18 protein-coding genes are annotated in these 25,147 nt (G+C 42.5%); 6 read left to right on the plus strand and 12 right to left on the minus strand.

The genetic code is table 11. The features are described from left to right. Positions 1-39: 39 nt before the first annotated feature. The 5 genes from P1X15_RS17815 to P1X15_RS17835 all read left to right on the plus strand — a co-directional run bounded on the left by P1X15_RS17815 (position 40) and on the right by P1X15_RS17835 (position 5,313). Positions 40-444 carry a GNAT family N-acetyltransferase gene (locus P1X15_RS17815; protein WP_277339490.1) on the plus strand — a complete coding sequence of 135 codons (405 nt, stop codon included), beginning with the start codon at positions 40-42 and terminating at the stop codon, positions 442-444. Positions 445-640: 196 nt separating this feature from the next. Then, the gene (locus P1X15_RS17820; protein ID WP_277339491.1) at positions 641-1,426 is read left to right on the plus strand and encodes an ABC transporter permease; all 786 of its coding nucleotides are present in this window, start codon (positions 641-643) and stop codon (positions 1,424-1,426) included. Positions 1,427-1,440: 14 nt separating this feature from the next. Next, positions 1,441-2,199, plus strand: a complete 759-nt coding sequence (locus P1X15_RS17825; RefSeq protein ID WP_277339492.1) for an ABC transporter ATP-binding protein — start codon at positions 1,441-1,443, stop codon at positions 2,197-2,199. A gap of 14 nt (positions 2,200-2,213) precedes the next feature. Further along, a complete protein-coding gene (locus tag P1X15_RS17830) occupies positions 2,214-3,257 on the plus strand; it encodes an MlaD family protein (protein WP_277339493.1) in 1,044 nt (347 codons plus the stop codon). A 127-nt stretch (positions 3,258-3,384) separates the two neighbouring features. Then, on the plus strand, positions 3,385-5,313 hold the full coding sequence (locus P1X15_RS17835; protein ID WP_277339494.1) for a histidinol-phosphatase: 1,929 nt from the start codon (positions 3,385-3,387) through the stop codon (positions 5,311-5,313). Between the two features lie 87 nt (positions 5,314-5,400). Here P1X15_RS17835 and P1X15_RS17840 read toward each other — a convergent pair whose 3' ends face one another. The 7 genes from P1X15_RS17840 to P1X15_RS17870 form a co-directional block, all read right to left on the minus strand. After that, positions 5,401-6,228, minus strand: coding sequence for a DUF2911 domain-containing protein (locus P1X15_RS17840; RefSeq protein ID WP_277339495.1), 828 nt, complete (start codon positions 6,226-6,228; stop codon positions 5,401-5,403). Positions 6,229-6,496: 268 nt separating this feature from the next. After that, on the minus strand, positions 6,497-6,883 hold the full coding sequence (locus tag P1X15_RS17845; protein ID WP_277339496.1) for a DoxX family protein: 387 nt from the start codon (positions 6,881-6,883) through the stop codon (positions 6,497-6,499). 67 nt (positions 6,884-6,950) lie between these two features. Next, positions 6,951-8,990: an OPT family oligopeptide transporter gene (locus P1X15_RS17850; protein WP_277339497.1), complete on the minus strand. Its 2,040-nt coding sequence runs from the start codon at positions 8,988-8,990 to the stop codon at positions 6,951-6,953. 104 nt (positions 8,991-9,094) lie between these two features. After that, positions 9,095-13,540 carry a fibronectin type III domain-containing protein gene (locus P1X15_RS17855; protein ID WP_277339498.1) on the minus strand — a complete coding sequence of 1,482 codons (4,446 nt, stop codon included), beginning with the start codon at positions 13,538-13,540 and terminating at the stop codon, positions 9,095-9,097. Between the two features lie 639 nt (positions 13,541-14,179). Continuing rightward, positions 14,180-16,039 carry a glycoside hydrolase family 127 protein gene (locus P1X15_RS17860; protein ID WP_277339499.1) on the minus strand — a complete coding sequence of 620 codons (1,860 nt, stop codon included), beginning with the start codon at positions 16,037-16,039 and terminating at the stop codon, positions 14,180-14,182. A gap of 124 nt (positions 16,040-16,163) precedes the next feature. Beyond that, positions 16,164-17,090, minus strand: a complete 927-nt coding sequence (locus P1X15_RS17865) for a dihydrodipicolinate synthase family protein (RefSeq protein WP_277339500.1) — start codon at positions 17,088-17,090, stop codon at positions 16,164-16,166. A 99-nt stretch (positions 17,091-17,189) separates the two neighbouring features. After that, positions 17,190-18,029 (minus strand): fumarylacetoacetate hydrolase family protein, encoded by an 840-nt coding sequence (locus tag P1X15_RS17870; protein ID WP_277339501.1) that lies wholly within the window; start codon positions 18,027-18,029, stop codon positions 17,190-17,192. Between the two features lie 264 nt (positions 18,030-18,293). Here P1X15_RS17870 and xylA point away from each other — a divergent pair, with 264 nt between their 5' ends. After that, positions 18,294-19,622: a xylose isomerase gene (xylA, locus tag P1X15_RS17875; RefSeq protein WP_277339502.1), complete on the plus strand. Its 1,329-nt coding sequence runs from the start codon at positions 18,294-18,296 to the stop codon at positions 19,620-19,622. A gap of 64 nt (positions 19,623-19,686) precedes the next feature. On the opposite strand, the gene P1X15_RS17880 is transcribed toward xylA, so the two are convergent. From P1X15_RS17880 to P1X15_RS17900, 5 genes are all read right to left on the minus strand, one after another. Further along, positions 19,687-20,097 (minus strand): OsmC family protein, encoded by a 411-nt coding sequence (locus tag P1X15_RS17880; protein WP_028668461.1) that lies wholly within the window; start codon positions 20,095-20,097, stop codon positions 19,687-19,689. Positions 20,098-20,234: 137 nt separating this feature from the next. After that, a complete protein-coding gene (locus P1X15_RS17885; RefSeq protein ID WP_277339503.1) occupies positions 20,235-21,566 on the minus strand; it encodes an NCS2 family permease in 1,332 nt (443 codons plus the stop codon). 105 nt (positions 21,567-21,671) lie between these two features. Further along, complete coding sequence (locus P1X15_RS17890; protein ID WP_028668463.1) at positions 21,672-21,977, minus strand: ferredoxin; 306 nt, start codon at positions 21,975-21,977, stop codon at positions 21,672-21,674. A gap of 99 nt (positions 21,978-22,076) precedes the next feature. After that, entirely contained in the window at positions 22,077-24,170 is a 2,094-nt protein-coding gene (locus P1X15_RS17895) for a carboxy terminal-processing peptidase (RefSeq protein ID WP_277339504.1), read from the minus strand. Between the two features lie 82 nt (positions 24,171-24,252). Further along, positions 24,253-25,029 carry an FKBP-type peptidyl-prolyl cis-trans isomerase gene (locus P1X15_RS17900; protein WP_277339505.1) on the minus strand — a complete coding sequence of 259 codons (777 nt, stop codon included), beginning with the start codon at positions 25,027-25,029 and terminating at the stop codon, positions 24,253-24,255. Between the last annotated feature and the right edge of the window lie 118 nt (positions 25,030-25,147).

Consider the following 25,147-nt stretch of genomic DNA (forward strand, 5'->3'; position numbering starts at 1 on the left):
GCACTGTCACCAAAGGCAGTGCCGCAATTGTTTTTGGTCATGATTCGTGAAATAACCGCTGCTGATACCTACCCACTTCGTCATCAGGTTTTGTGGCCTGAGCAGTCACTCGACTTTGTGAAAGTACCCGAAGATGATGCGGGATTTCATTTTGGGTATTTTGTAGAAAATGAACTCGTATCCGTAATCTCTCTTTTTATAGATACGGGGCATCACGCCCGCTTTCGTAAATTTGCTACGCACCCTCATTATCAAAGAAAAGGCATCGGAACCGCTTTGCTACAAGCGGTATTTGAGGAGGCTGTTTTACAAAAAGCTACTCAAATTTGGTGTGATGCGCGTTTAGAGGCCGCTCCTTTTTACCAACGTTTTGGGATGTACCAAGAAGGAGCAATTTTCTACAAAGGGCCTATTCCTTATGTCAAAATGCTGAGAATATTGTAGTGGGCAAAAATAGGGGAATTTTTTGCCCAAATTTCGACGTTTTTTTTGTGCAATCCTCGTTTTAAAGAGTTTTTGGTTTATATCTAAGTTTTGGGGAAATTGTTCTACAGTGTTTTGTGGAATAATTTTTTAACATTACTTCTTTATAGTTTTGAGTAAAATCTACGTCATAAAATCGAAACACTAGTACCAACATATGAGCAGGGAAGCAACAAAGCCAGTTTTTTCTGAAAAAATAGATGATTGGTTATTAGGTTTTTACAATGCCTTCGAATTTGTAAAATTGGTTTTTAAGGAAGCCTTTTCGGGTGATTTTGAGTTCAATGAATTTGTGCGTCAATGCTATCACATTGGGCTGCGTTCACTGCCTTTGATTTCATTGACGGGTTTTGTAACGGGCTTCGTTTTTACCAAGCAATCTCGGCCTTCGCTTATGGAGTTTGGGGCTACTTCATGGCTTCCTTCTCTGGTGACTATTGCTATTGTGAGAGCGTTGGCACCTTTAGTTACTTCTCTGATTTGTTCTGGTAAAATTGGGTCGGGAATTGGCGCCGAATTAGGTTCTATGAAAGTGACTGAGCAAATCGATGCTATGGAGGTATCGGCCGTAAATCCTATTCGATATTTGGTAGTGACGCGGGTACTAGCTTCCACCATTACCATTCCCATTTTGTCTTTTTATTGCGCTTTAGTGGCTTTGGCCGGCTGTTTTCTTAATGTTACAGTCAATGAAGGTACCAACCTCTACGCATTTTTTGAGAAAGGATTTGACAGTATTGTATTTCTAGACGTGATTACGGCCGTAATCAAAGCCGTTAGTTTTGGTTTTACTATTGGGATGATTGGATGTTATAAAGGCTTCAACGCCAGCAATGGTACCCAAGGTGTAGGAAAAGCTGCTAACTCTTCGGTCGTACTTTCCATGTTTTTGATATTTATAGAAGAGATTTTTATTGTACAAGTCACCAATTGGTTTCGTTAAAAATAGACCCAATCATGGAGAAAACCATTGAAATAAAAGATTTATATAAATCATTTGGAAGCCTTGATGTATTGCTTGGTGTCAATCTGGACGTGTACGAAAATGAGAATGTGGTAGTATTGGGACGTTCGGGAACGGGCAAGTCAGTATTGATTAAAATCATTGCGGGATTGCTTTCGCCTGACCGAGGACAAGTAAAAGTATTTGGGCAGTCGGTGCCTGATTTAGATAAAAAAGAACTCAACGCCTTGCGTTTGAAAATAGGTTTTTCTTTCCAAAATAGCGCTTTGTACGATAGTATGACCGTGCGCGAAAACTTGGAGTTTCCGCTCGTCAGAAACATTAAAAATATGACACGCGCGGAAATCGATAAGGCAGTAGAAGAAGTAATAGATGGAGTAGGGCTCAAAAAGACACTTGATCAGATGCCTTCAGAATTGTCGGGAGGGCAGCGAAAAAGGATTGGGATTGCGCGGACGCTCATCATGAACCCCAAAATCATGCTTTATGATGAACCCACGGCAGGTTTGGATCCTATTACGTGTCAAGAAATCAATGATTTGATGAATGAAGTGAAAGAAAGATACCGAACGAGTTCTATCATCATTACGCACGATTTGACCTGTGCCAAAGAAACGGGCGACCGAGTAGCCGTGCTTTTCGACGGCAAGTTTAAGTATCAAGGTACGTTTGAGGAGGTCTTCTCTAATCCTGACCCTCGTATTCGTAACTTTTATGATTATAATTTTATTGAATCCAAACTTCAAGACTAAAACATATATACAGCATGAAATCTGCGCCAAAGTCTAACAACTATAAAGTAAAAGTAGGTCTATTTGTGGTCTTGGGTGTCCTTATTTTAGTAGCAGGGATATTGATGATTGGCACAATGCGTAAGACGTTTGTCAATAAAATTGATGCTTATGCTATCCTAGACGATGTCAATGGCCTAACTCGGGGAAGCAATGTATGGTTTTCGGGAGTAAAAGTAGGGACCGTTAAACGCATTGATTTTGTAGAAAACTCAAAAGTGAAAGTAACTTTTGGGATTGAAGAGGCTTCCCAAAAATTCATTAAAAAGGATGCCACCGTCAAAGTAAGTTCCGACGGACTTATTGGAAATACGATTATTGTGGTATCGGGTGGTTCCTCCGCTGCCGATATGGTAGAAGATGGCTATCAATTTCACGTATCTAAAGAAGAATCGCAGCAAGAAATGATAAAAACTTTACAAGAAAACAATAAAAATTTGCTAGCGATTACGACCGATTTCAAAGAACTCATTCATAGTATTAAAGGGGGACAAGGGTCTGTGGGTAAGCTCTTGACGCAGGATGATTTATATACTAAATTAAACACTACTTTGAGTGGTTTGGAAGCGGCTACCGTCAACGCCAAAGCAACTACTGCTTCGTTGGCTCAATTTTCCAAAAACCTCAATACAGAGGGTAATTTTGTCAACGATTTGATGACAGATAAGCAGATGTATGGTGATTTGAAGCAAACGGTCAATACTTTAGGTGAAACTTCCCGCATGCTTCGCGAAACTTCTAACTCCGCCAAAGTCATGATGGCCAATCTACAAGAAACGAGTCAAAAAATTAATAACGACAAAAATAGTACGGTGGGGGTGTTGCTTCATGATGCCAAAACCGCCCAAAATGTAAAAGGAATCCTTCAAAATCTTGAAAGTGGCTCGGCCAAACTTGACGAAAATCTCGAAGCTTTACAACATAACTTTCTGTTTAGAAGATATTTCAGAAAGAAAAAACAAAACGACGAAAAAGAAAAAGCAGATACACTTACTCAAGTTACGGCGATTCCGAAATAGTGCTGGCCTTGGTTATGAAAGGTTGGCCTTCTCATTAAGATGTAAAATAATAGCCTTAATGATATCATAATGTTAGAAATGGAAGATAAGTGTCTTATGTGAGCATCAATCAATATTCTTCTCTAAGATGCGTTTCTTACTCTTCCTTTTTTTGTTTGTTGGGCTATCGGTTGCTCAGGCTCAAAACTGGTACAAAGGCAACTTGCATACGCATTCGTTATGGAGCGACGGCGACGATTATCCCGAAATGATTATGGAGTGGTACAAAGCCAACGGCTACCACTTTGTGGGATTATCAGATCATAATACTTTTCAAGAAGGCGAAAAATGGGTAAACGTACCGCGTGTACCAGAGCGTCGTCGTACGTTTGAACGCTATCTGCGCACTTTTGGCCCCGATTGGGTCACTTACAAAAAAGGTCCCAACGACTCTCTCAAAGTACGCCTCAAAAACCTGCAAGAATACCGAAGTTATTTTGATGAAGCCGGTAAGTTTTTGATTATCAAAAGTGAAGAGGTTTCTACCGGCTATGATAGCAAGCCTATCCATATCAATATGACCAATGTACAAAACCTCATTAGGCCACAAAGGGGAAACAGCGTAGCGGAGGTGATGCAAAACAATATTGATTTGGTAGTGGCGCAGCGCCGTCAGACGGGACAGCCGATGTTTCCTCATATCAATCATCCCAATTTTTATTATGCCATTACGGCGCAAGATTTGATGCAATTGCGCTACGAACGCTTTTTTGAGGTGTTTAATGGGCATCCTTTGGTCAATAATTATGGCGATGATAAGCGCGATGGTACCGAAACCATGTGGGATAAAATCAATGTGCATTTCCTCAAACAAGGTCGGCCACTGATGTATGGACTTGCTACCGACGATAGCCATAATTACCAATTTTTTGGCTTAGAATTTAGCAATACCGGCCGTGGTTGGGTAATGGTCAACGCGGCTGATTTATCACCTCGTTCGCTCATAGAAGCGATGGAAGCAGGGCGGTTTTATGCCACGTCTGGCGTGGAGCTTGAAAGATGTGTCCAAACCCCCGAGTCTATTTCGTTTAAAATCAAGGCAGAGCCTAAGATTGAATATACCATACAGTGGATTGGTCTTAAAAAAGGAAAAGACAAAACGGAAGTTTTTAAGGAAATCAAAGGCACCGAATCAAGTTATACCTTGGGTGAAGATGAGTTGATGGTACGGGCTAAAATCATTTCTAACAAACCCAAATACAATCCTTTTGCGGCGGGAGATGTCGAAACCGCTTGGCTTCAACCTGTCGCGAAGCTACAAGCTCCTGCGGTGAAAACGGATGTCGTGGCTCTGCCCAATGCACATGCCCACAATGATTATGAACAATCGCGTCCTTTGTGGGATGCTCTCGACCAAGGGTTTACGAGTGTAGAAGCAGATGTATATCTTATCAATGATACGCTTTTTGTAGCACATGAGCGTCCTACTTTCAACAACGCTACAAATACGCTCGAAAACTTGTATTTCAAACCGCTTCAAGAACGCATCTCACAAAACAATGGACAAATTTATGCGGGCTATAAAGGACCGTTTTATTTGATGATTGATTTCAAAACCGAGGCTGAAAGTACGTATCTTGCTTTAGAAAAATTGTTGCAAAAATACCGTTCTTTGTTTACTTCCTATAAAGGCAATACGCCTAAGGTAAACGCAGTGACGGTATTTATTTCGGGAAATCGGCCTATCGAAACCTTAAAAAAAGCCAAAGAAAGATTAGCGTCTTTGGACGGACGTCCGGCTGATTTGGGTAAAAAAATGAGTGCCAATTTAATGCCTGTCGTAAGCGACAATTACGCCAATCACTTGACATGGCGGGGTAAAGGAGAGATGCCAGAAGCTGAATTTCAGAAATTGAAGACGTTGGTACAAAAAGTACACAGCGAAGGCAAAAAGCTACGTTTGTGGGCGTGTCCCGAAGACCCTGTAGTTTGGAAAAAGTTACGGGAAGCGGGAGCAGATTTCCTAAGTACCGACCAACTAGAGCTGGTAAAAGAGTTTTTGTTGGCAAAGCCTTAGTTCAGAATTTCTAAATAATACTTTTAAAACTCAAACGCCCTTGGTTTCTCATCGGAAACCAAGGGCGTTTGAATTTTACTAACAATCTTATAAAGTAGCGATTAGCTTTTGGTTCAATACTACATAATCATCGTTTTTGGCTTGTTTTGCCAATTCGATAGATTTCATTGCAGTTGTTTTAGCACCTGCTTTATCGCCTGCTTTGGCTTGGATTTTGGCTTTAAGGTGCAATACCCAAAAAGCAGTAGGCTGAGCTTCTACAGCCTTATTTGCCCATTCAAGCGCTTTGCTGATGTCTTTGCCGTTGTCGAAATAGTAGCTTGCTGCTTGGAAATAAGGACGGCTATCTACAGCCATAGCAGTGTTGATTTGCGCCATGATTTTGCTATCAATGTCGGCTTCCACAGGGAATTCGACGGCGGTGTTTTCCCACAAGATTTGAACCGTAGCTGAAGATGCAGTGACGTTAGCCAAAATGACAGTGAAAGATTCAATTTCAAAAGGCAGCTCCATTGCTTTTACTTTGAAGCGAGCTACGTCATCTTCGGTTTTGTAACCAGTAAGACCACCGTTGTTGGCACCTTTGTTGATGATGATTTCCCACTCATTGGCGTTAGGTACAGAATAGATAGCATAAGAACCCGCTTTAACAGGCACACCGCCTACTTTTACATCTTCGCCAAAAGTAATTTTGGTAGCACTGTTGGCGCCCGTTCTCCAGATTTTTCCGAAAGGCACCAAGTCACCAAAGATTTTACGACCTTTCATGACAGGCCGAGAATAGTTGATTTCGATAGAAGAAAGGGCAAAATCTTGCTTGATTGTTTGGGTGGGGCTTGGCGCAGGTGTCTTAATACCTTGGGCAAAAGCACCTACTGAAAGAAGAACACAAAGAAGTACAGCTACTTTTTTCATTGGTTTGTTTAAGGTTTTGTTTAACAAAAACTAAATGCGTATGTCTATCGGCTATTAGTTGAAAAGAAAACTCAATAACGACACAAATGATTCATAAGTGTACATTTTTAAATAAAATATTGAAAATAAAATGGGTTTTGTTGTTGATTTTTAGGGGCTTATGCACGGAAAACCTATCCTGTAGCTTGTTGGCTGACAGTAGGTGTCCTTGTAAACTGTGATGAAAAAAACTGTAAAGAAGTATAGTAGTTGTGTAGGAAAGTGTTGTTTATTTTTTAGTCAAGAAAAAGGAAGTTTTGAAGCCGTCAGGATACATAATGGCTATTAAAGTACAAATCAAAAGAAAATTGTATTCGACTCCATTGCGGCCATTTCCGACCACAAACCATCCTTCGGGATAATGTGCAAGTATGATACCGCCAAGGAGTACCAAAATCGTAATAAATCCTGCCCATTTGAGGTATTTATTGACAACTAATAACAGCGCACAAACGACATGAGAGATTTTGACAGCCCATGCGATAGGAACCCCTAAGGGTGCAAAACCAATTTGGTTAAGAAAGAGATTGCCAAAATCGTTGACTCCATTGTTTAACATGACTGGCATGCTGTGTGTCAACAAGATAATAGCTACTGCTATGCGTAAAATCATCATGGCTTAGGAAAGTTAGAGAATTGGCAAGTTGAGAGGACGATAAAGCCCCAACTTGCCAAACTTAGATTTAGCGTTTCATCGCAGTGCGGTACAGCACTACCGCCATAGCTGCAAACAATAACGTCCCTAATATATGATAACCGCCTTCTCCAAGGCTGTGAGCTAGGCTAGGCTCTAAATTAATATTGGCTAAGGCATTAAAAATAGAGTCATTGACTGATAGCAATGCCACCACAACACCCGCTAAAGCTCCGCCTGCTACGAGGCCCGTCGAAAACAAATTGCCTTTGCCTAAGTCGGCGTCTTCTTCTTCGATGCCTTTACGTTTGCTATTCCAATTGACAAAAGCCTTCACACAGCCTCCTGCAAAAATCGGTAGAGTAGTAGAAAGTGGTAAATATAAACCCACCGCAAACGAAAGCGCATTTACACCCATGATTTCGATTGTGACCGCAATGAATACCCCTACCAACACAAACTGCCAATCGAGATTAAAAGATAAAAGCCCTTTGATAAGGGTCGCCATGAGGGTACCCTGAGGAGCGGGAAATTTATCAGTACCGATGGCATGTTGGATACCTTGAGCTGCTAAATCGGGGGTGGGTGTATCGAGAAGCTTGACCGTAGCTCCAATCACCAAAGACGACACAATGACGCCAATAAAGAGGGCAATTTGCTGATAACGAGGGGTTGCGCCTACTAAATAGCCCGTTTTTAAATCTTGAGAAGTATTGCCGGCATTGGCAGCGGCGATGCAAATCATACCTCCAATAACCAATACGGCAGGTTCGTAGAGTTTGCCAGTAAGACCAAATCCAATAAAAACCAAAGAGGTGGCCATAATGGTAGCAATCGTCATTCCTGAAACGGGTGAAGAACTTGAACCAATAATACCCACAATGCGACTTGCTACCGTGACAAAGAAAAATCCAAATACGACGACCAAAATGGCGATTAGTGTTTTGGTTAAGAAGCCATCACCGGGGATTTGGGGAAGGATAATCATGAGGATGATTAATCCCAAACAGCCCAACAAAACCACTTTGAAAGATAAATCTTGCTCAGTGCGAGCGCGTCCACTTTCATTGCCTGCTTGCATCGAAGCCAAGCTTTGTTTGAAAGAGGAAACAATCGTAGGGATACTTTTCATCAAAGCCATAAAACCACCCGCCGCCACTGCCCCTGCGCCAATCTGCCGAATATAAGCCCGATAAATGGCCGACGCTGTATCGGCAAAGCTATGAGTAGCGGGGTCCCAGCCGCCAGGCCCGCCTGCTGTAGTGAGGCTTTGTAAGTAGCCAAGTTTGATGAGCTGCTCTGCAATCGTATCTGCCGGAACAAGGGTCGCCAATAAAGGAATCAATCCTAGCCAAGCCAACAAGCCTCCTCCTACCAAAACCGCCGAAATACGAAAACCAATGATATAGCCTACCCCAAGGTACTCAGGGGTGATTTCGCCACTGACTACAGCCGACGGAAAAATTTTGTTTGCTTGCGAAGAAGCAAGTTTGGGGACTTCGGCAATGACGTGGAGTATCTTCTGAAAAAAAGCATAAAGCATGGCTACGCCTAGACCTTGATAGGCTGTTTTGGCTAAATCTCCCCCTTTCTCTCCTGCAATAAGTACAGAGCCACAAGCTGTTCCTTCGGGATAGGGGAGGGTACCATGTTCTTGAACAATCAGCGAACGACGTAGGGGTATCATCATAAAAGTCCCGAGAAAACCACCCAAAATGGCCAAGGTCAAGATTGTCCAATAATTGAAAAAATCGGCACCGATACTTTTGCCTTCTTCGGTCATGGATAAAAACAAAAAACCGGGCAATGTAAACACTACTCCCGAAGCAATCGATTCTCCCGCTGAACCAGTAGTTTGGATAATATTATTTTCGAGAATAGTGGTACCCAAAAACTTGCGTCCCAGCGAAATCGCTAAGACTGCAATGGGGATGGAGGCAGATACAGACAGCCCTGCTTTGAGTGATAAATAAACCGTGGCCGCTCCAAAAAGAATACCAAAAATAGCTCCCATGACGACCGATTTAACGGTAAACTCGGCAATGTTGCTTTCGTTGGGGATGTAGGGTTTGAAGTCTTTATTTTCCATGAATTAAGGTTTAGAAAAGTATAGGCAATAAATATAAGAAGCTCTTTTTTTAAATACAAAAGTCGGGTTCATACCCGACTTTTGTAATGGAAAATAACGCAGTGTTATCGTTGAATCATCACCTTTTGCACTTGTGTCTCTACCGAACCTTTTAATTGAATAAGATACAATCCTGCTTTTTCTTGAGAAAGGTCTAATTCAAACACATTCAATCCTTTTTCGGCAAATTTTTTGTGATTTAGGATAATATTACCCCGTAAATCTACCAAAGAGAAATTGATATTTTCGGCCATAGAAGATTGATATTTGATGCTAATAGGCCCTTCTGACGGATTTGGATATACTAGCATCTTTTCCAAAAGCGCTGTTGCTGGCTCCCATTCTGAGGCTATTCGGGCATTGTTGACATTTGTGAGGCGAATATTATCTAAATAAGCAGTCACGTTGTTTCCAGAATTGTTCTGGATATTGACTCTTTTGATAATGGAAGGGTTGCCTAACTGACTCAAGTTCAGGACGATTTCTTGCCAAGTGTTGTTGGCACTTGTGAATGTATAATTGCCAACTGCCGCGCCGTTGTCATCCGCTTGGATGTAGACACTGTAGCTGCTTGCGGTTGTGCTTCTTATCCAAAAACGTAATACCGTAGTAGATATGGTACTAATGCCAGTTTCGTGGCGAAGCGAAATACCACTCCACGCCGTGAAATCTGCTTTTAATGAATTACTACCTACTCTGACGGGAGTGGTGTTGGAGAAATTACGAGTTGTCCCCCACGACCAATCGCTCCAATTTGCCCCAATAGCATCATCATAGATGACGGGACTTAAGCAAGCTTCTGTTCTTACTGTCAAGCCTGAGCTTGCTTGCGAAATGTTTCCAGCGGCATCCTTGGCTTTGACAGTCATGCTGTAATTAGTATTGCAACTAAGACCCGTCACATCCAAAGATGTACTCGTGACATTGCCATTTAGTAAGACCCCTGCTTGATATACTTCATACGCTACTACTGCTACATTGTCGGTTGAGGCCGTCCACGAGAGCGTGAAGCCAGTTTGTGTTTTATTGGTAGCCACTAAACCCGCTGGTCTTGTTGGTGCTTGCGTATCAGGGCAGTTGGAGGTGGTGGCATTGGCGTTGTTGCTAGCAGTGGAAATATTTCCGGCGGCGTCTTTTGCCTTGACCGAAAAAGTATAAGCAGTGCCACAAGTAAGCCCCGTGACGTTGAAAGAATTAGTCGTAACATTTGCATTAAGCAAAGCAGTACCTCGATAAACTTCATAAGCGGTAACGCCTACGTTGTCGGTAGATGCTGTCCAAGAGAGTGTCAGTCCTGTTTGGGAAATATTGGACGCTGTTAAGTTAGTAGGAGCAGTGGGTGCTTGGGTATCAGGGCAGTTGGAGGTGGTGGCGTTGGCGTTGTTGCTAGCAGTGGAAATATTCCCAGCGGCATCTTTTGCCTTGACCGAAAAAGTATAAGCAGTACCACAAGTAAGCCCCGTGACGTTGAAAGAATTAGTGGTAACATTTGCATTAAGCAAAGTAGTACCTCGATAAACTTCATAAGCGGTGACGGCTACGTTGTCGGTGGATGCGGTCCAAGAGAGTGTCAGTTCTGTTTGGGAAATATTGGAAGATGTCAGGTTAGTAGGAGCAGTGGGTGCTTGCGTATCTGAGGGGGAGCCTGTATCAATTCTGATTTGATCAAAATACACCGTTGCATTATTGGCAGAATTGTTCATAAAATTGATACGCTTGATAAGGGCAGGGTTACCGACTTGTGCTCTAGTGACGGTAATTTCTTTCCACTGATTAGCATCAGTACTAAAAGTGTATTCAGAAGTCAAAGGGGAATTATCTTCAGTTTGTACCGAAAAACGAATACTGTTTACTCCTGTACTATATACCCAAAATTTGAAAACAGTGTTGGTATTGGTACTAATGGCGTTGGCTTGTCTTAAAGATAAACCTCCCCAAGCAGTATAATCAACCCGTATGGAGTTGGGTCCCGCTTGCGTAGGATTGGTATTAGAAAAATTGCGAGTCGAACTCCACGACCAATCTTCCCAGCCAGTGGCCAATGCGTCGTCATAGATAAAGGCGCCCGTAGGGCAAGTCGAAGTACTGACATCTAGGGGATTGCTACTTGCAGAGATATTGCCGGCAGCGTCTTTGGCCTTAACCGTAAAGCTGTAAGGAGTGTTACAAATAAGGCCAGTGATGTTTAAGGTCGTGCCTGAAACATTCCCATTCACTAGGGTATTTCCTCGGTACACTTCATAGGCGGTCACGCCCACGTTGTCGGTGGAGGCGGTCCAATTGAGCGTGAGGCTTCCTGTGGAGATATTAGAGGCGGTAAGGTTTGTAGGAATGCTTGGAGCTTGTACATCACAGGCAGAGGTGGTGGCAGAAGCTACATTGCTTGCTTCGGAGCTATTCCCCGCCGCATCTTTGGCTTTAACCGTGAAATTATAAGAGGTATTACAAGTAAGGCCGTTTACGACAAAGCTAGTTCCTACCACATTTCCATTCACCAAAGTTGTGCCTTGATATACTTCATAAGCCGTGACTCCTACGTTGTCGGTAGCGGCGGTCCAGTTTAGAGTCAGGCTTGTTTGCGAAATATTAGACGTCGTCAAGTTAGTTGGGGCGGTAGGGGCTTGGGTATCGGCGGTTGAGGTGACATTCATCAATCGCCCCAAAAGCATGATATAAGCTGCTTGGTTATAAATAGAAGGCTCGGTGATTTCCCAAGAGTTTTCAGGGGAACCGTTGTTCCATTCTTTATAGGCTTTTTGAGGTGGTTGATTGGTGATGTTTGCTACGGAACCAGTATAATTTTTGTTGGGGCCTCCTGTTACATAACCCGGAGCAGGGCCAGCGCTGGAGGTTTGTACATTGTCCCATATCGTACCATTGGTAAACCAAGTATGATAAATCTCGTTGACGCTGTTTTCGGCACCTGCTACAGACATATTGGATAGCATCACCAAATTCATAGGATTGACACCGTTCATCCAGTGAAGATATTGCTCCGCCACTTCTCGATATTGGGCATGATTAGAAGTATTGACATTGAATGTTACGAAATCTAGACTAAGTAGCCCACAGTTGGCTCTGACTTGATTGCTACCCCAATGGTGCTGGTCATTGGCCATATGAGCCCGATAGAGGTCGGTGGCGTTGTTGTAATCATTGAGTGAAAACAAATAATTCATCCCCGCTTTTTGATTGCGGATATTGTTAGCCACGCTTGAAGAAGCACCTGAGAGGGTCGAATACCGTAAAAAGGCCAATTGTTGAGGAATCCAATAGGGCCCCCACCAATTGTCACTATAGGGTTTGACAGAGGTGTATCTTGATTCTACAAAAGTTTTATATTCTGCTTTTCCCGTAGCTTCATAAAGATAAACAGCTGCTACAAAAGCGCTTCCTAATTGACCATCGGCGGTTTGGTCCGAATCACCCGACTTGATGTTTCCGTCGTCGCAAGCGGTTTCGTAAGTAGTGAAGTTGTTGGTAGTAATCTTGGCCCGATTCCAAGCCGCTTCTGCTCGTGTGATGAGGTCGTTTCCATAATTAAGAAGGGGTGCATGGGTTTTGAAAGTTTGTCCAGCTACGGCAAACATCGCTGCGCCTGCGAGCGTGGCTGAAGTACATTCGGGCAGATAATAACGTGGGCGAGTATCGGTACTAATAGGGGATACTTCGTTATAATTATCGACGCCTACTTTCAACAAAAACCCATTGGTTCCAGTTGCATCTTGCATTCTTTTGAGAAAGTCCAGTTCGTATTTTAATTCATCTAAAATATCAGGTGTTCCATTGCCCGACTCGGGGATATTATAATTGTCCTTAAATGCAGCGGGATTGATACGATAGGCTTCAGCTAATTGAATAACGGCGCTTTCGGCAAAGGTCGTGTATTTGTTGACGTCGCCTGCGTCCATCCAGCCTCCATGAAGGTCTTTGGCTGTGGCGGCATTGCCTTTGTTGTAACGACTCGTGGCAAAACGGTCTTGGCTAGCTCCTTCATAACTCGCTCCGTCTGCCCATTTAGAATCAGTGAAAGGTGTTTGTTTAGCAAAATTGAGACGTTGGTAGTAAAAGGTTCTGACGGCGTGTTTCATGGCTTCATCATAAACAGTAGCACCAATGTCGAACCGATAAGAACCTACGTTGTTGGTTACGTCAAATATATAATAAGAGCCAGGACTAGTGACACTCGAAAAATCAAACCACCAGCCTCGGTCCCCAGATTGGGCGTGAGTAGTGCCGCCGTTCCACACTTGGAGTGTGCCGCTAAATACTACGGCGTCGTCATTCCAACGGCGGATTTGATATTGATTGGTTCCCGTGCCAGGATTAAAGGCTTCGGCGGCATTGTAGCCGACTTGGGGATCAACGACGACCGCTACTTTCTTGGAAGTAGGCAAATAGCCAAACTGGTCAATTTTGATATAGGGGGTAGTTTGGGAAGGCGCTGACCAGGCCAAACTCCAAATCATTGAAAAAACAAAAATAAAGGAGAGATAAAAGTGAGTTTTCATACACTGATTTTTATAAAAATAATAATGAGGCTGATATGCTTGAATCGTGTTTGCAGGAAGCTATTCACTCTTTAAAAGAGTGTACGTTGTGTTTGTAACGTCTTTGGGTGCCAAAGAATCTACAAATAAAAAGGCGTGACTTAAGCCAAGGTGTTTGGATTGGTTTGATGCTAGGAATACATTGTAGAAACCATGTTTTTTGTTTTAACTAAATGATTTTAAAGTTATAAAACAGGTTTTCTTAGAAGGGTAATGCTTGTATGTAGCGTTTGATAGAGATAAGATAGGCACCCGATAAGCCAGCGAATGGATGCCTCTTTTATTCTTGAGCAAGATAGAAAGAAGCCAATAGTTTCGAAAGTGAAAGCTCGTAATTTTATTTAAAGGGAAGTAGAGATTTAACTTGGAGGGTTTGCGTCGGAAACGCAGCACCATTTTTGATCCAAATGATAGTTTGGGGCAAGTTATTTCTCGTCCCGACATTATGTCGGGACGAGAATGGTATAAAGTCTCTGACTTTGTAATGCTCTGTACTAAGAGTTGATGATTATTTAGATGTAAAAATAGTAATAGCCTGACAAACCTTACCTCACGTTCAATGCTTGAAGTTTGTCCAAGCCTTAAAGGAAACTAAGGTATTTATTTTTTCTCTTGCCAATCAATCCATACTTTCATGCGACCGGGTTGGCGATTGTCCCAAGAATAATACGGGATTAATGTAAAGTTATCTTTCCCATTTTGGGCTTTGATTGTCGCCACTCCACCCAACAGTGCAGGTTCAAAACTAGTGCTAAATTGGGTGGTTTTTGACAATACAATTTGGTCATAATCCAGGTGACGATTGTCTTGCTCTTCAATACAATAAACCAACGGACCCCGCTGTATGGCACGTTTGCCTATGTTGGCTTTTACCCGAGGGTCAGCAGCTATGATTTTGACGGGCATGTCCATGCGGAGTTTGAGCACATCATTTTTAGCCCAAGTACGATTGACAGTGATGTAGCCCTTTTCGGCTTTGGGGGCGGAGATGGGTTTACCGTTGACTTCAAGGGTATATTTGTCGCACCAAGCTGGGATGCGGAGCTTGACGGCAAAGTCGGCTTTACTACTATCAGGACTTGCTTTTAGTTCTACTTCACCTGACCAAGGATAATTGGTTTTTTGGGCAAACTTTACTTTATGATTGGCAATTTGAACCTCAGTTTCGCTACCTACGTACAAATTGACCCACAAGGCATCTTTGGAAGTGTTGTAAATATAACCTCCTACCGAAGGCATCAATCGCGATACATTGCTTGGGCAGCAGGCAGTTCCGTACCAAGGTTTGCGGTGGTGTAACCCAAAAGAGGCTAGAGGGTTTACATAAAAGAAAAGATTCCCTGTAAGTTGAACGCCAGCCAAAGCACCATTGTAAAGCGAACGTTCTAATACATCTACGTATTTGGCTTCGCCCGAATAGAGATTCATACGTTGATTCCAAAACACCATGCCTACCGAAGCACAAGTTTCGCAGTAGGCCGATTCGTTGGGCAGGTCATAATCAACCGTGAAGCCTTCATTTTTAGTGGAAGAACCAATGCCTCCAGTGATGTACATATTGCGCTCCACTACGTCGGCCCATACTCGTTCGAGGGCTTGGGTGTAACCTTGGTCGCCTGTTTCGGCGGCTACGTCGGCCATTCCTGTGTACAAATACATTGCTCTCACGGCATGACCTTTGATATCGGTCATTTCTCTGACGGGTACATCATCTTGACAATAACGAGCGCCATCAAAATGCTTGTCGGTCCAGATTTGGCCGCGCCCGTGGCCTTTGCCTCGCTGCTCAATAAGCCAATCGGCCAGTTTGAGATAACGATCGTTTTGAGTCGTATGGTAGAGTTTTACTAGAGCCAGCTCAAGTTCTTGATGACCCGTGACCCAAGGCCGATTTTGAAGTCGAAATGTAGAATCAAAATGATTGGCAAAGCGAATTGAAACATCCAAAAGTTTGCGTTTGCCAGTAGCGTCATAGTAGGCTACAGCACCTTCAATAAGATGACCTAAGCAGTAATCTTCGTGCTTTTCCATATCGCTCCAGCGTTTTTCCAGACCTTTGAGAGTATAGAAAGTATTGAGGTAACCGTCTGGTAATTGAGCGGCAGCTATTTTATCAATCCATCCATCAGTTTTGGCTTCAAGGGCTTTGTCGGGAGTAGTTTTGAGCGTATATGCAATTCCCTCAATCACCTTATAAACGTCCGAATCATCAAAGTAAATACCCTTGTGCTGTCCAGTGCGACGAGCGGCATTTTCAAAATTTCGGATACGAGCTGTAGAATCTTCCGTATAAGTCATACAAACAGGCAAAGTAGCCGAGTGTACTTTTTCAATGCGGGGTTTCCAGAAAAAATCTTTAACCGTGACCTTAGAAAAATTGACGGGAGTGATTTGGCGTTGGCTATACCCTTCTACCCCCCCCAACACGAAGAAAATGATGAAGTAAAATCTAGATTTCATAGGAGTTGTTATTCTACCGATACAAAGCACAAAAGGTTTTGTTTTTAACATGAGAGAGACAAAGACATTTTATCAATTATCCCCACTTATAGTGTTACACCCGTGTATCGGTAGAAAACAGCGCTTAGGCAATTCCTATTTCCTGACTTAGCTTGGTTACCATTTCAAAAAGTTCATCGACTTCCGCTTTGACCTCTTCAGTACAAGCTTCTACTTTGCGACGAGTATAAAGCGAAATAGGGAAACCTCGTTTTTGAAGGTAGTATTTGGCTACTGTGGGGTAGGCATAATGAATCACCGGCATGGTTTGTATCAAGAGGTCTTGCACTTTAGTTACATTCTCTTGTTGCTCGGGGTTATTGTAATTATTGCAAAGCCATACAATAACTTCTGGGAAAAAATTGCCTTGAATACATGACAAGCCCGCTGAGCCTTCTTTGAGAGACGCCACTGCATGTTCCATATAAGCGTCGTAAAGTCCAAAATAATGCCCGTCTGTTGCATTGAGTTTGGCTTTTACGTGATTGATGTCTAGCGAGGTATCTTTATGATAAATCACTCGTCCGGTATCTACAAGTTTACCAAGATCGGCAGGTTGTACGAGACGTTTGTACGGAACAGGACACTCATACAATCCTAGCGGAATTTGAGGCGTGAGATCCATGAGTTCTTGCATACGCAGCATAAAAATTTCGTCAGGCTCGTCGGCGGCAGCAATAAGCCCCGTAATTACAATGACTCCCTGTACTCCTTTTTCATAAATGCGTTTTACAAAATTGGCTTGTTGAGCGATAGGCCCACCAAAAGTGCCGGTAGCGACTACTGGTACACGGCCATCTGTAACTTTTACCACATGCTGTGTGATAGCGAGTCTTTCTTCTTCGGTAAGTTCAAACATCTCCGAAGAAAGGCAGTTGGCAAACAAACCTGCGGCTCCCGCTTCGAGATAAAATTCGGTCAATTGGGTAAGTCCCTCGAAATCAATTTCACCATTTTCGGTGAAAGGAGTCAACATCACAGGGATAAACCCTTGGGGAAGTGAATTTTGCATGAGTTAATAATCAAATAGGTGCCAGAGCACAAGTTATTAGTGAGTTTTATTGGGCCAAATATACCGTAAATAAGGCTTAGGCTATCAGAATCTAATGAATCAGCCTTTGGCAATACCTACGGTATTGATTAATTCTCCAATCATGTCGATAGAGATGTGGATTACATCGCCAAGCTCAAGAGTGAAGTCTGACGAAGGAACAAGCCCAGTTCCGGTCATCAAAAAAACACCAGTGGAAAAAGTATTGGAGCGAAATAGCCAACTGACTAATTCTTCTGGTTGACGTTTAAGCTGGTCGAGGGTAGTACGGCCCTCAAAAACCAACTTTGAGGCGCGACTTATTTCAATTGAGATGGCAGTTGACAATGACATAGGTTGAGCAGGAATATGCAAACAAGGCCCTAGTGCTGCCGAGCCATCATAAACTTTGGCTTGTGGCAAATAGAGGGGGTTTTCGCCTTCAATACTTCTTGAACTCATGTCGTTTCCGATGGTATATCCCACGATTTTTCCTGAGGAAGTCGCAAAAAGCGTCCATTCGGGTTCAGGTACGTTCCAAGTAGAATCGGGGCGAATATTAACCGTACCTCTTGGATGAACCACCTTTTGGGCTATCGATTTAAAAAATAATTCAGGACGCTCGCCCTCATATGCACGCTCATAAAACACATCGCCTCCGACTTCTTTAGCCTCTTCCATACGAGCGATTTTACTACGGTAGTAAGTCACGCCTGAAGCCCATACCTCTTGCGTACCAATGGGCGCTAAAAGATTGGAAAAATTTACAAAATCAGCAGGTGATATGGCTTGTATGATCGTTTTTAAATAATCATACAAGTCGTCTCTGTTAATAAGAACGTCCCAGTCAGAATGTGGGAGATGGTAATAATGTGTTTCATAATTAACGTAAAAGCCAATTGACGTACGATATAGTTTCATAAAAAAATGAAGGTGGTATAGCTGTATTGGGCTAATTAAAATGGCTTGGACAACGATAATTGGCAACTTGTTATAACTACTTAATTTCTTTTAAAATAGGCTATTGTGCACTAAACATCTTTCTGAGCAATATCTCTTTATTTTTTTGAAAAATTAAAATTGTCAAATTGACAATTATTTTATTCTTTTGCACAAGTAAGAATCAGTTTTTACTACTTTTAAAAGTATTATTCCTTTTTGAAAAAACTTAAAACCGTTTATTTTATGTCTCTTACACTCGGAAATACCGAATATTTCAAAGGCATCTCCAAAATTCAGTTTGAAGGTCGTGACTCTGACAATCCACTTGCTTTTAAGTGGTATGATGAAAATCGTGTGATTGGTGGCAAAACCATGAAAGAGCATTTGCGTTTTGCGGTAGCCTACTGGCATACATTCTGTGGTACAGGTGCTGACCCTTTTGGACCCGGTACCAAAGTTTTTGCTTGGGATGCTAAGGCAGATGCCGTAGAGCGTGCCAAAGATAAAATGGACGCTGCATTTGAATTTATTACCAAGCTTGGCGTACCTTATTATTGTTTTCATGATGTAGATTTGGTAGATGAAGGGCCTAATATCAGTGAGTATGAGCGCCGTATGCAAGCAGTAGTAGATTATGCAAAAGAAAAACAAGCAGCAAGCGGAGTAAAATTGTTGTGGGGAACCGCCAATGTTTTCTCAAATCCTCGTTACATGAATGGTGCTTCTACCAATCCTGACTTCAATGTATTGGCACATGCAGGCGTCCAAGTAAAAAATGCCTTAGATGCTACAATTGCCCTTGGAGGAGAAAATTACGTATTTTGGGGAGGCCGTGAAGGCTACATGAGCTTACTCAATACCAACATGAAACGTGAGTTGGATCATTTGGGTCGTTTCTTGACGGTAGCTCGCGATTATGCCCGCAAAAACGGCTTCAAAGGAACTTTCTTTATTGAGCCTAAGCCATGCGAACCTACTAAGCATCAGTATGATTATGATTCGGCTACGGTGATTGGTTTCTTACGCCAATATGGTTTAGATAAAGATTTTCAACTCAATATCGAAGTAAACCACGCTACTTTGGCCGGGCATACTTTCCAGCATGAGCTTCAAGTAGCAGCTGATGCGGGTATGTTAGGGAGTATTGATGCCAATCGTGGAGATTATCAGAATGGTTGGGATACGGATCAGTTTCCCATTAATTTGAGCGAGTTAACAGAGGCCATGTTGGTGATATTAGAAGCAGGTGGAATCACGGCGGGTGGAATCAATTTTGACGCCAAAACACGTCGTAACTCTACTGACCTTGACGATATTTTCATTGCACACATTGGCGGTATGGATGCGTTTGCTCGCTCGCTCGTAATTGCTAATGACATCTTAGTAAAATCTCCTTACCAAAAATTACGCACTGACCGTTATGCGTCTTTTGATAGCGGTACTGGCAAAGCGTTTGAAGAAGGTAAACTTTCTTTAGAAGACCTTCGGGATTACGCAATTGCCGCGGGAGAGCCTAAGCAAATAAGTGGTAAGCAAGAATTGTTTGAAAATATCTTGAATCAGTATATCTAATCAAAAATTAGATTGAATCATAAAAAAGGTGATAGCATATGCTATCACCTTTTTTATGAAAGTACTAAACCAGCTCCGCATCCATGGTGATGTCGGTATTCAACAATTTTGAAATTGGACAATTCTCCTTGGCATTTTGTGCCGCTGCCGCAAATTGCTCCGCCGACATACCTGGTACAGTAGCTTTTACGGACAAATGAATGTTAGGAATAGCGCCGTTTTCGAAGGTGACGGTAGCTTTGGTATCAATGTTATCGGCCGTAAAACCTCCTTCGTTGAGTACAAAGCTCAGTTTCATTGTAAAGCATCCTGCATGTGCTGCTCCCACAAGTTCTTCGGGATTGGTACCTATACCATCTGCAAAACGAGTGTTAAACGAATATTGGGTACCGTTTAAAACCGTACTTTGAGTAGATACTGTACCATGTCCTTCTTTGCCAGTTCCTTGCCAATTGGCTGATGCACTTCTTTTCATGATTTTTGAATTTAAAAGATATGAATGGATTGATTGATAAAATCAAATTATTAGAAAGCTAAAGTACTTTCAATTGCTGGATAAATAAGAGAAAATGTTATTCCCCGGTTATCGTACATACTCGCTAACAAGTGTTTTTAATGCCCTTTGATAAGCGACAATAATGCAAACAAATTAATAAACCACAGAGCCATAGAAACATCTCGCCATCGACCAAGCGCTATTTTGAGAATGGTCCAACTTAAAAAGCCAAATATAATACCTTGGGTAATAGAATAGCTAAAAGGTATCAACACCAATGCTAACAAACTCGGGATGGCTTCATCGAGCTGTGACCAATTGATTTTGGCAATAGGTTTCATCATAAATGCCCCTACCAATACCAAAGCGGGTGCGGTAGCTATGCTCGGTATCATGGACAGCAGAGGCGATAAAAACATAAAAGGTAAAAAAAGTATGCCTGCCACTACAGCCGTAAGGCCTGTTCGCCCGCCTTGTTCGATACCCACCGCTGATTCTATATAGGCTGTACCAGGACTTGTACCTATGAGGCCAGCGAGAGTGGTAGCGATGGCATCGGTAAGGAGTGATTGCTTAATATTTCGTGGATCCCCGTTGGCATCATATAGATTGGCGGCTTCGGCTACTCCTACAAAAGTAGAGAGGCTATCAAACAAATCTGTGAAAGCAAAAGCGAAAATAACTGGCCAAAGCGACAAGGATAAAGACCCTGCCAAATCAAGTTGAAAAAGAAGACTAAAGTTGGGAGGAGCCGAAAAACCGCTCCATTGCACCAAGATTTTTTGACCAAAATTAATAGCAGAAGCATCGCCCCACCATCTGCCGATGGGTACTGCGGCTAGGGTAGTCAAAATGATACCGATAACAATTCCGCCCGTGACTCTTTTAATCACTAAAATAGCGGTGATTGCCAACCCAAAAAGGAAAGAGAGTAAGATAGGGTCTTTGAGGTTGCCGATGCTGACCAAAGTAGCAGGATTGCTAACGATGAATTTGGCATTGGTAAGGCCAATCAAAGTAATAAATAAGCCAATCCCTGACGAAATAGCATATCGAAGAGGTTTGGGAATAGCTCTTACTATATGAGTACGAATGTTGAAAAAAGACAATAACAAGAAGATAATTCCTGCCCAAAATACCGCTCCTAACGCCGTCTGCCAAGCTACACCCATACCTTTGACTACGCTAAAAGTAAAAAAGGCATTTAGCCCCATCCCTGGAGCCACTAGCAGAGGGTTGCGGGCGTAAAGCCCCATCATGACGCTACAAAAAAAAGACAACAAAACCGTGGCCGTCAATACGCCGTCAAAGGGCATTCCAGATTGGCTAAGAATGGCGGGATTGACGACTATAATGTACATAGTGGCCAGAAAAGAAGATATGCCCGCGACTATTTCTGTTCGAAGGTTGGTGCCGTTTTGTGACAATAGAAAGTAACGTTGGAGCATACATTGAGACGGTTTTGGGAAGCGGTAAAAATAAGAATGCCGTTGTTGAAAATAAAGTCTTGGGGAAGATTTACCTCAACAACGGCAACAAAATAATCAATATTCTTAGAATGGTAATCTCAGACGCTCTACAGGAGTATCATTTACAAGATGGCTTTCTACAATTTCTTCTACGTCAGATAGCTCTACTTTTCCATAAAATATTCCTTCTGGGTATACTACCAACGCAGGCCCAAAAGCACATACATCTAAACAGCCAGCTCGTTGTGCGCGGATGTCAATATGTAAATTTTTGTCTTTTAGTGAGTTTTTGAAGGCATCTACGAGAGCCATGCCATGTTCTGTGCCACAGCATTTTTTGCCACCATCTTTTTGGTTGGTACAGATAAAAACGTGCTTTTTATATTTCATAATTGTTTGATTGGTAAACTAAGTAACAAATAAAAGTTGGGCGTCAGGAAAATAGCAGTTATCTACCTTTCCAACGCCCAACTTTAGTAATAGGATGACTTATCTTTTGGCTACAGAAGGAGCTTTAATGAGGGTAATATAATCGGCCAAAATCCGACTACTCTCATTCATATAAATATCCTTTTTCTTCTTTTTGTCGATTGGCTTTGCCGCAGTTTGGGCGTCCTCGTCTTCCTCGTCCTCGTCAGTTTCAAGTTTTTTGAGTGCTTCACGCTTTTTCTCTGCTTCTTCGCGTTCTTTTTTGCGTTTGGTTTCTTGAAGCGATACGATTGTGTTTTGACGAGCTTTGCGGAAAAGGTCTATTTCTTCCACAAAAGTCTTCATTTCTTGCTCTGATTTTAGACGTTGTTGGTATTTATCACGCAGTTTTGCGACTTGCTTTTCATTGAGCGCTTTGGTAATATCAAAACGAGCAGAGGAGATTTGATCCCAAGGCAAAGCCGTAGGCTGAGAACTCTCACCGTATTCTTCGGCGCTAAATGCCGAGGGGAATTCGATGTCAGGTGTTACGCCTTTACGTTGAGTACTACTACCATTGATTCTGTAAAACTTCGCTACTGTGATATTGATTTGGCCTAATTTGTCGCTATCGCGTATCCATTGGTTTAGATCTACCATGGTTTGAACAGTGCCTTTACCATAGGTTTGTTCTCCTAAGATAATACCACGTTTGTAGTCTTGGATTGCTGCTGCAAAAATCTCCGATGCTGAGGCGCTGAAACGATTGATAAGCACAGCCACAGGGCCATCATAAGCAATAGCTGGGTCGGGGTCAGTTTGTACTTCTGTATCACCGCTTGATTCGCGTACTTGTACTACCGGCCCTTTCGAGATAAAAAGACCTGTCAACGAAATTGCTTCAGTCAAAGAACCACCGCCATTGTTGCGTAGGTCGATGACCAATCCGTCGATATTCTCAGTTTTCAAAGAATCTATGAGCTTATGTACATCACGGGTTGTACTGGCAAAATCTTTATCACGTTTGCCGGCTCCTTCAAAATCACGATAGAAAGAAGGAATATTGATAACCCCAATCTTGTAATCATGCTTATCTTGGGTAATCGTCACGATTTCTTTTTTAGCTCGTGATGTTTGTAAGTTTACTTTTTCCCGAATAAGCTGTATTTCTTTTGGGGGGTCATTAGCAAGCGCATCGGCGGCCAAAACTTGTAATCTCACTACGGTACCTTTGGCACCTTTTATTTTTTTGACGGCGTCATCCACATACCAGCCTACAATGTCTTCATATTTTCCTTCAGCGCCTTGTGCTACTCCGATGATGCGATCGTCTTTTTTGAGACGTTTATCTTTGAAGGCAGGACCTCCAGGTACTACTTCTACTACTTTGATGTAATTGCCGTCTTCGCGCAATACCGCCCCAATACCTTCCAAAGCCTGATACATATCTTGCTTGAAGCGGTCCGAATCCATTGGCGAGAAGTAGCGAGTGTGTGGGTCTAGCACTTCACAAAATGAGTTCATATACATCTGAAATACTTGCTCACTTTTAAAACGCCCTAGGTTACGCTCCCGATTTTTGTAGCGGTCTTTTAGCAGGGTTACAATAGAACTATCTGCTTTACCGGAGAGTTTGAGTTCTAATGCCTCATTTTTAATAAGCTTACGCCATACTTCGTTGAGCTCATCCGTATTTTTAGCCCACGTTACTTTTTCGCGGTCGGTATTGAAAGATTCGTCCACCGTAAAATCAAACGAAGGATTGGCTAGCAGTTTATCAATGTAAGTACTACGTTCGCGATAGCGTTTGCGGAATGTATTATAAATATCATACGCCGCTACTAAGTCACCATTGTTGAGAGACTCATCTAGCTGGAAACGATATTTGTCAAAGTACTGTATATCCGATGACAGGAAGTACAGTTTCCCACGGTCAATCTCATTGAGGTAGTTTTCATACATCTTTGAGGAGAGTGAGTCATTGACAGTAAATTTCCGATAATGATAGCCCGAAAAGATTTTGGTCACATAAGCTTCTACTTTTTCTTGTGTGACGGTCGGCTTCAAATCATCGTCGGATGCAGTAAAAGGGCGAGAATTGCGCGTAGAGCGCGCGTCGTCGGGTTGCAGACCGAGCAGCAACACGGGAGCTAAGGCGATTAAAATGCTTTTCATTTTCATAAACTGATTTATTGACTTTGGTGTGAGATTTTGGGGGTGAAAAGACGCCACACTACGCCCACAAAACCAATCAAAATCACTTAACTATTTCTAACAACTCTACTTCAAAAATCAGGGCAGAATAAGGCTTAATCGTTGCACCAGGTGAGCGTTCGCCATAGGCGAGGGCTTGCGGTACATACAATTTCCATTTTGAACCTACGGGCATTAGCTGAAGGGCTTCGACCCATCCCTGAATTACGCCTCCCACCGGAAATTCGGCAGGTTGACCGCGCTGCACAGAGCTATCAAAAATCGTTCCATCAATCAGAGTTCCATGATAGTGTGTTTTGACGGTACTGTTGATTGTAGGCTTAGGTCCATCTCCTGCTTTCAAGATTTCGTATTGTAAGCCACTTGGTAGTGTAACGATTCCTGGCTTCTTTTTGTTTTCTTCCAAGAATTTCTCCCCTTCAAGCTTATTGCTTTCGTATTTTTTGGCTTCGGAAGCTTGGCGCTCAGCTTGTAGCTTAGAAAAAAACTTGCCTAACACCATCTGTGCTTGTGACTCGTCAAAGTCGGTCTTGTTTGTTTTTAAAACGTCCTGAATACCTTTAGATAATAAGTTTATATTGATGTTTTCTAATCCTTGGCTTTTAAGCGTTTGGGCAATGTTCATTCCTATTCCGTAGGCAACTGAGTCCAGCTCACTGCTCATTTTGGAACTAGCGGGTGCGGCAGGAGTAGGGGCTTTTTTTACAGCAGTGGCGGGTTTGGCGGGAGTTTTTGCAGGGGTGGGTGTTTTTTTAGTTTGAGCAATGGATACGCAAGTTGAAACAAGAATCAAACAAAACAACGAGGTGAGACGCTTCATGCAATTGTAATTATTTTTGGGATGAATTTAGTTTTTTAATAGTTTTCGTAAATAAACGTAAAATTTACAGAAAAAAGTTTGGCAGAATGAATTATTTGAAATTAATCCCGCATATTGG

Source organism: Runella sp. MFBS21 (assembly GCF_029433105.1).
Lineage (GTDB): Bacteria > Bacteroidota > Bacteroidia > Cytophagales > Spirosomataceae > Runella.

Bases quoted from the DNA above. Each gene is read 5' to 3' on its own strand.
- P1X15_RS17815 (WP_277339490.1), top strand. From the start codon at position 40: ATGATTCGTGAAATAACCGCTGCTGATACCTACCCACTTCGTCATCAG.
- P1X15_RS17820 (WP_277339491.1), top strand. From the start codon at position 641: ATGAGCAGGGAAGCAACAAAGCCAGTTTTTTCTGAAAAAATAGATGAT.
- P1X15_RS17825 (WP_277339492.1), top strand. From the start codon at position 1,441: ATGGAGAAAACCATTGAAATAAAAGATTTATATAAATCATTTGGAAGC.
- P1X15_RS17830 (WP_277339493.1), top strand. From the start codon at position 2,214: ATGAAATCTGCGCCAAAGTCTAACAACTATAAAGTAAAAGTAGGTCTA.
- P1X15_RS17835 (WP_277339494.1), top strand. From the start codon at position 3,385: ATGCGTTTCTTACTCTTCCTTTTTTTGTTTGTTGGGCTATCGGTTGCT.
- P1X15_RS17840 (WP_277339495.1), bottom strand. From the start codon at position 6,228: ATGAAAAAAGTAGCTGTACTTCTTTGTGTTCTTCTTTCAGTAGGTGCT.
- P1X15_RS17845 (WP_277339496.1), bottom strand. From the start codon at position 6,883: ATGATGATTTTACGCATAGCAGTAGCTATTATCTTGTTGACACACAGC.
- P1X15_RS17850 (WP_277339497.1), bottom strand. From the start codon at position 8,990: ATGGAAAATAAAGACTTCAAACCCTACATCCCCAACGAAAGCAACATT.
- P1X15_RS17855 (WP_277339498.1), bottom strand. From the start codon at position 13,540: ATGAAAACTCACTTTTATCTCTCCTTTATTTTTGTTTTTTCAATGATT.
- P1X15_RS17860 (WP_277339499.1), bottom strand. From the start codon at position 16,039: ATGAAATCTAGATTTTACTTCATCATTTTCTTCGTGTTGGGGGGGGTA.
- P1X15_RS17865 (WP_277339500.1), bottom strand. From the start codon at position 17,090: ATGCAAAATTCACTTCCCCAAGGGTTTATCCCTGTGATGTTGACTCCT.
- P1X15_RS17870 (WP_277339501.1), bottom strand. From the start codon at position 18,029: ATGAAACTATATCGTACGTCAATTGGCTTTTACGTTAATTATGAAACA.
- xylA (WP_277339502.1), top strand. From the start codon at position 18,294: ATGTCTCTTACACTCGGAAATACCGAATATTTCAAAGGCATCTCCAAA.
- P1X15_RS17880 (WP_028668461.1), bottom strand. From the start codon at position 20,097: ATGAAAAGAAGTGCATCAGCCAATTGGCAAGGAACTGGCAAAGAAGGA.
- P1X15_RS17885 (WP_277339503.1), bottom strand. From the start codon at position 21,566: ATGCTCCAACGTTACTTTCTATTGTCACAAAACGGCACCAACCTTCGA.
- P1X15_RS17890 (WP_028668463.1), bottom strand. From the start codon at position 21,977: ATGAAATATAAAAAGCACGTTTTTATCTGTACCAACCAAAAAGATGGT.
- P1X15_RS17895 (WP_277339504.1), bottom strand. From the start codon at position 24,170: ATGAAAAGCATTTTAATCGCCTTAGCTCCCGTGTTGCTGCTCGGTCTG.
- P1X15_RS17900 (WP_277339505.1), bottom strand. From the start codon at position 25,029: ATGAAGCGTCTCACCTCGTTGTTTTGTTTGATTCTTGTTTCAACTTGC.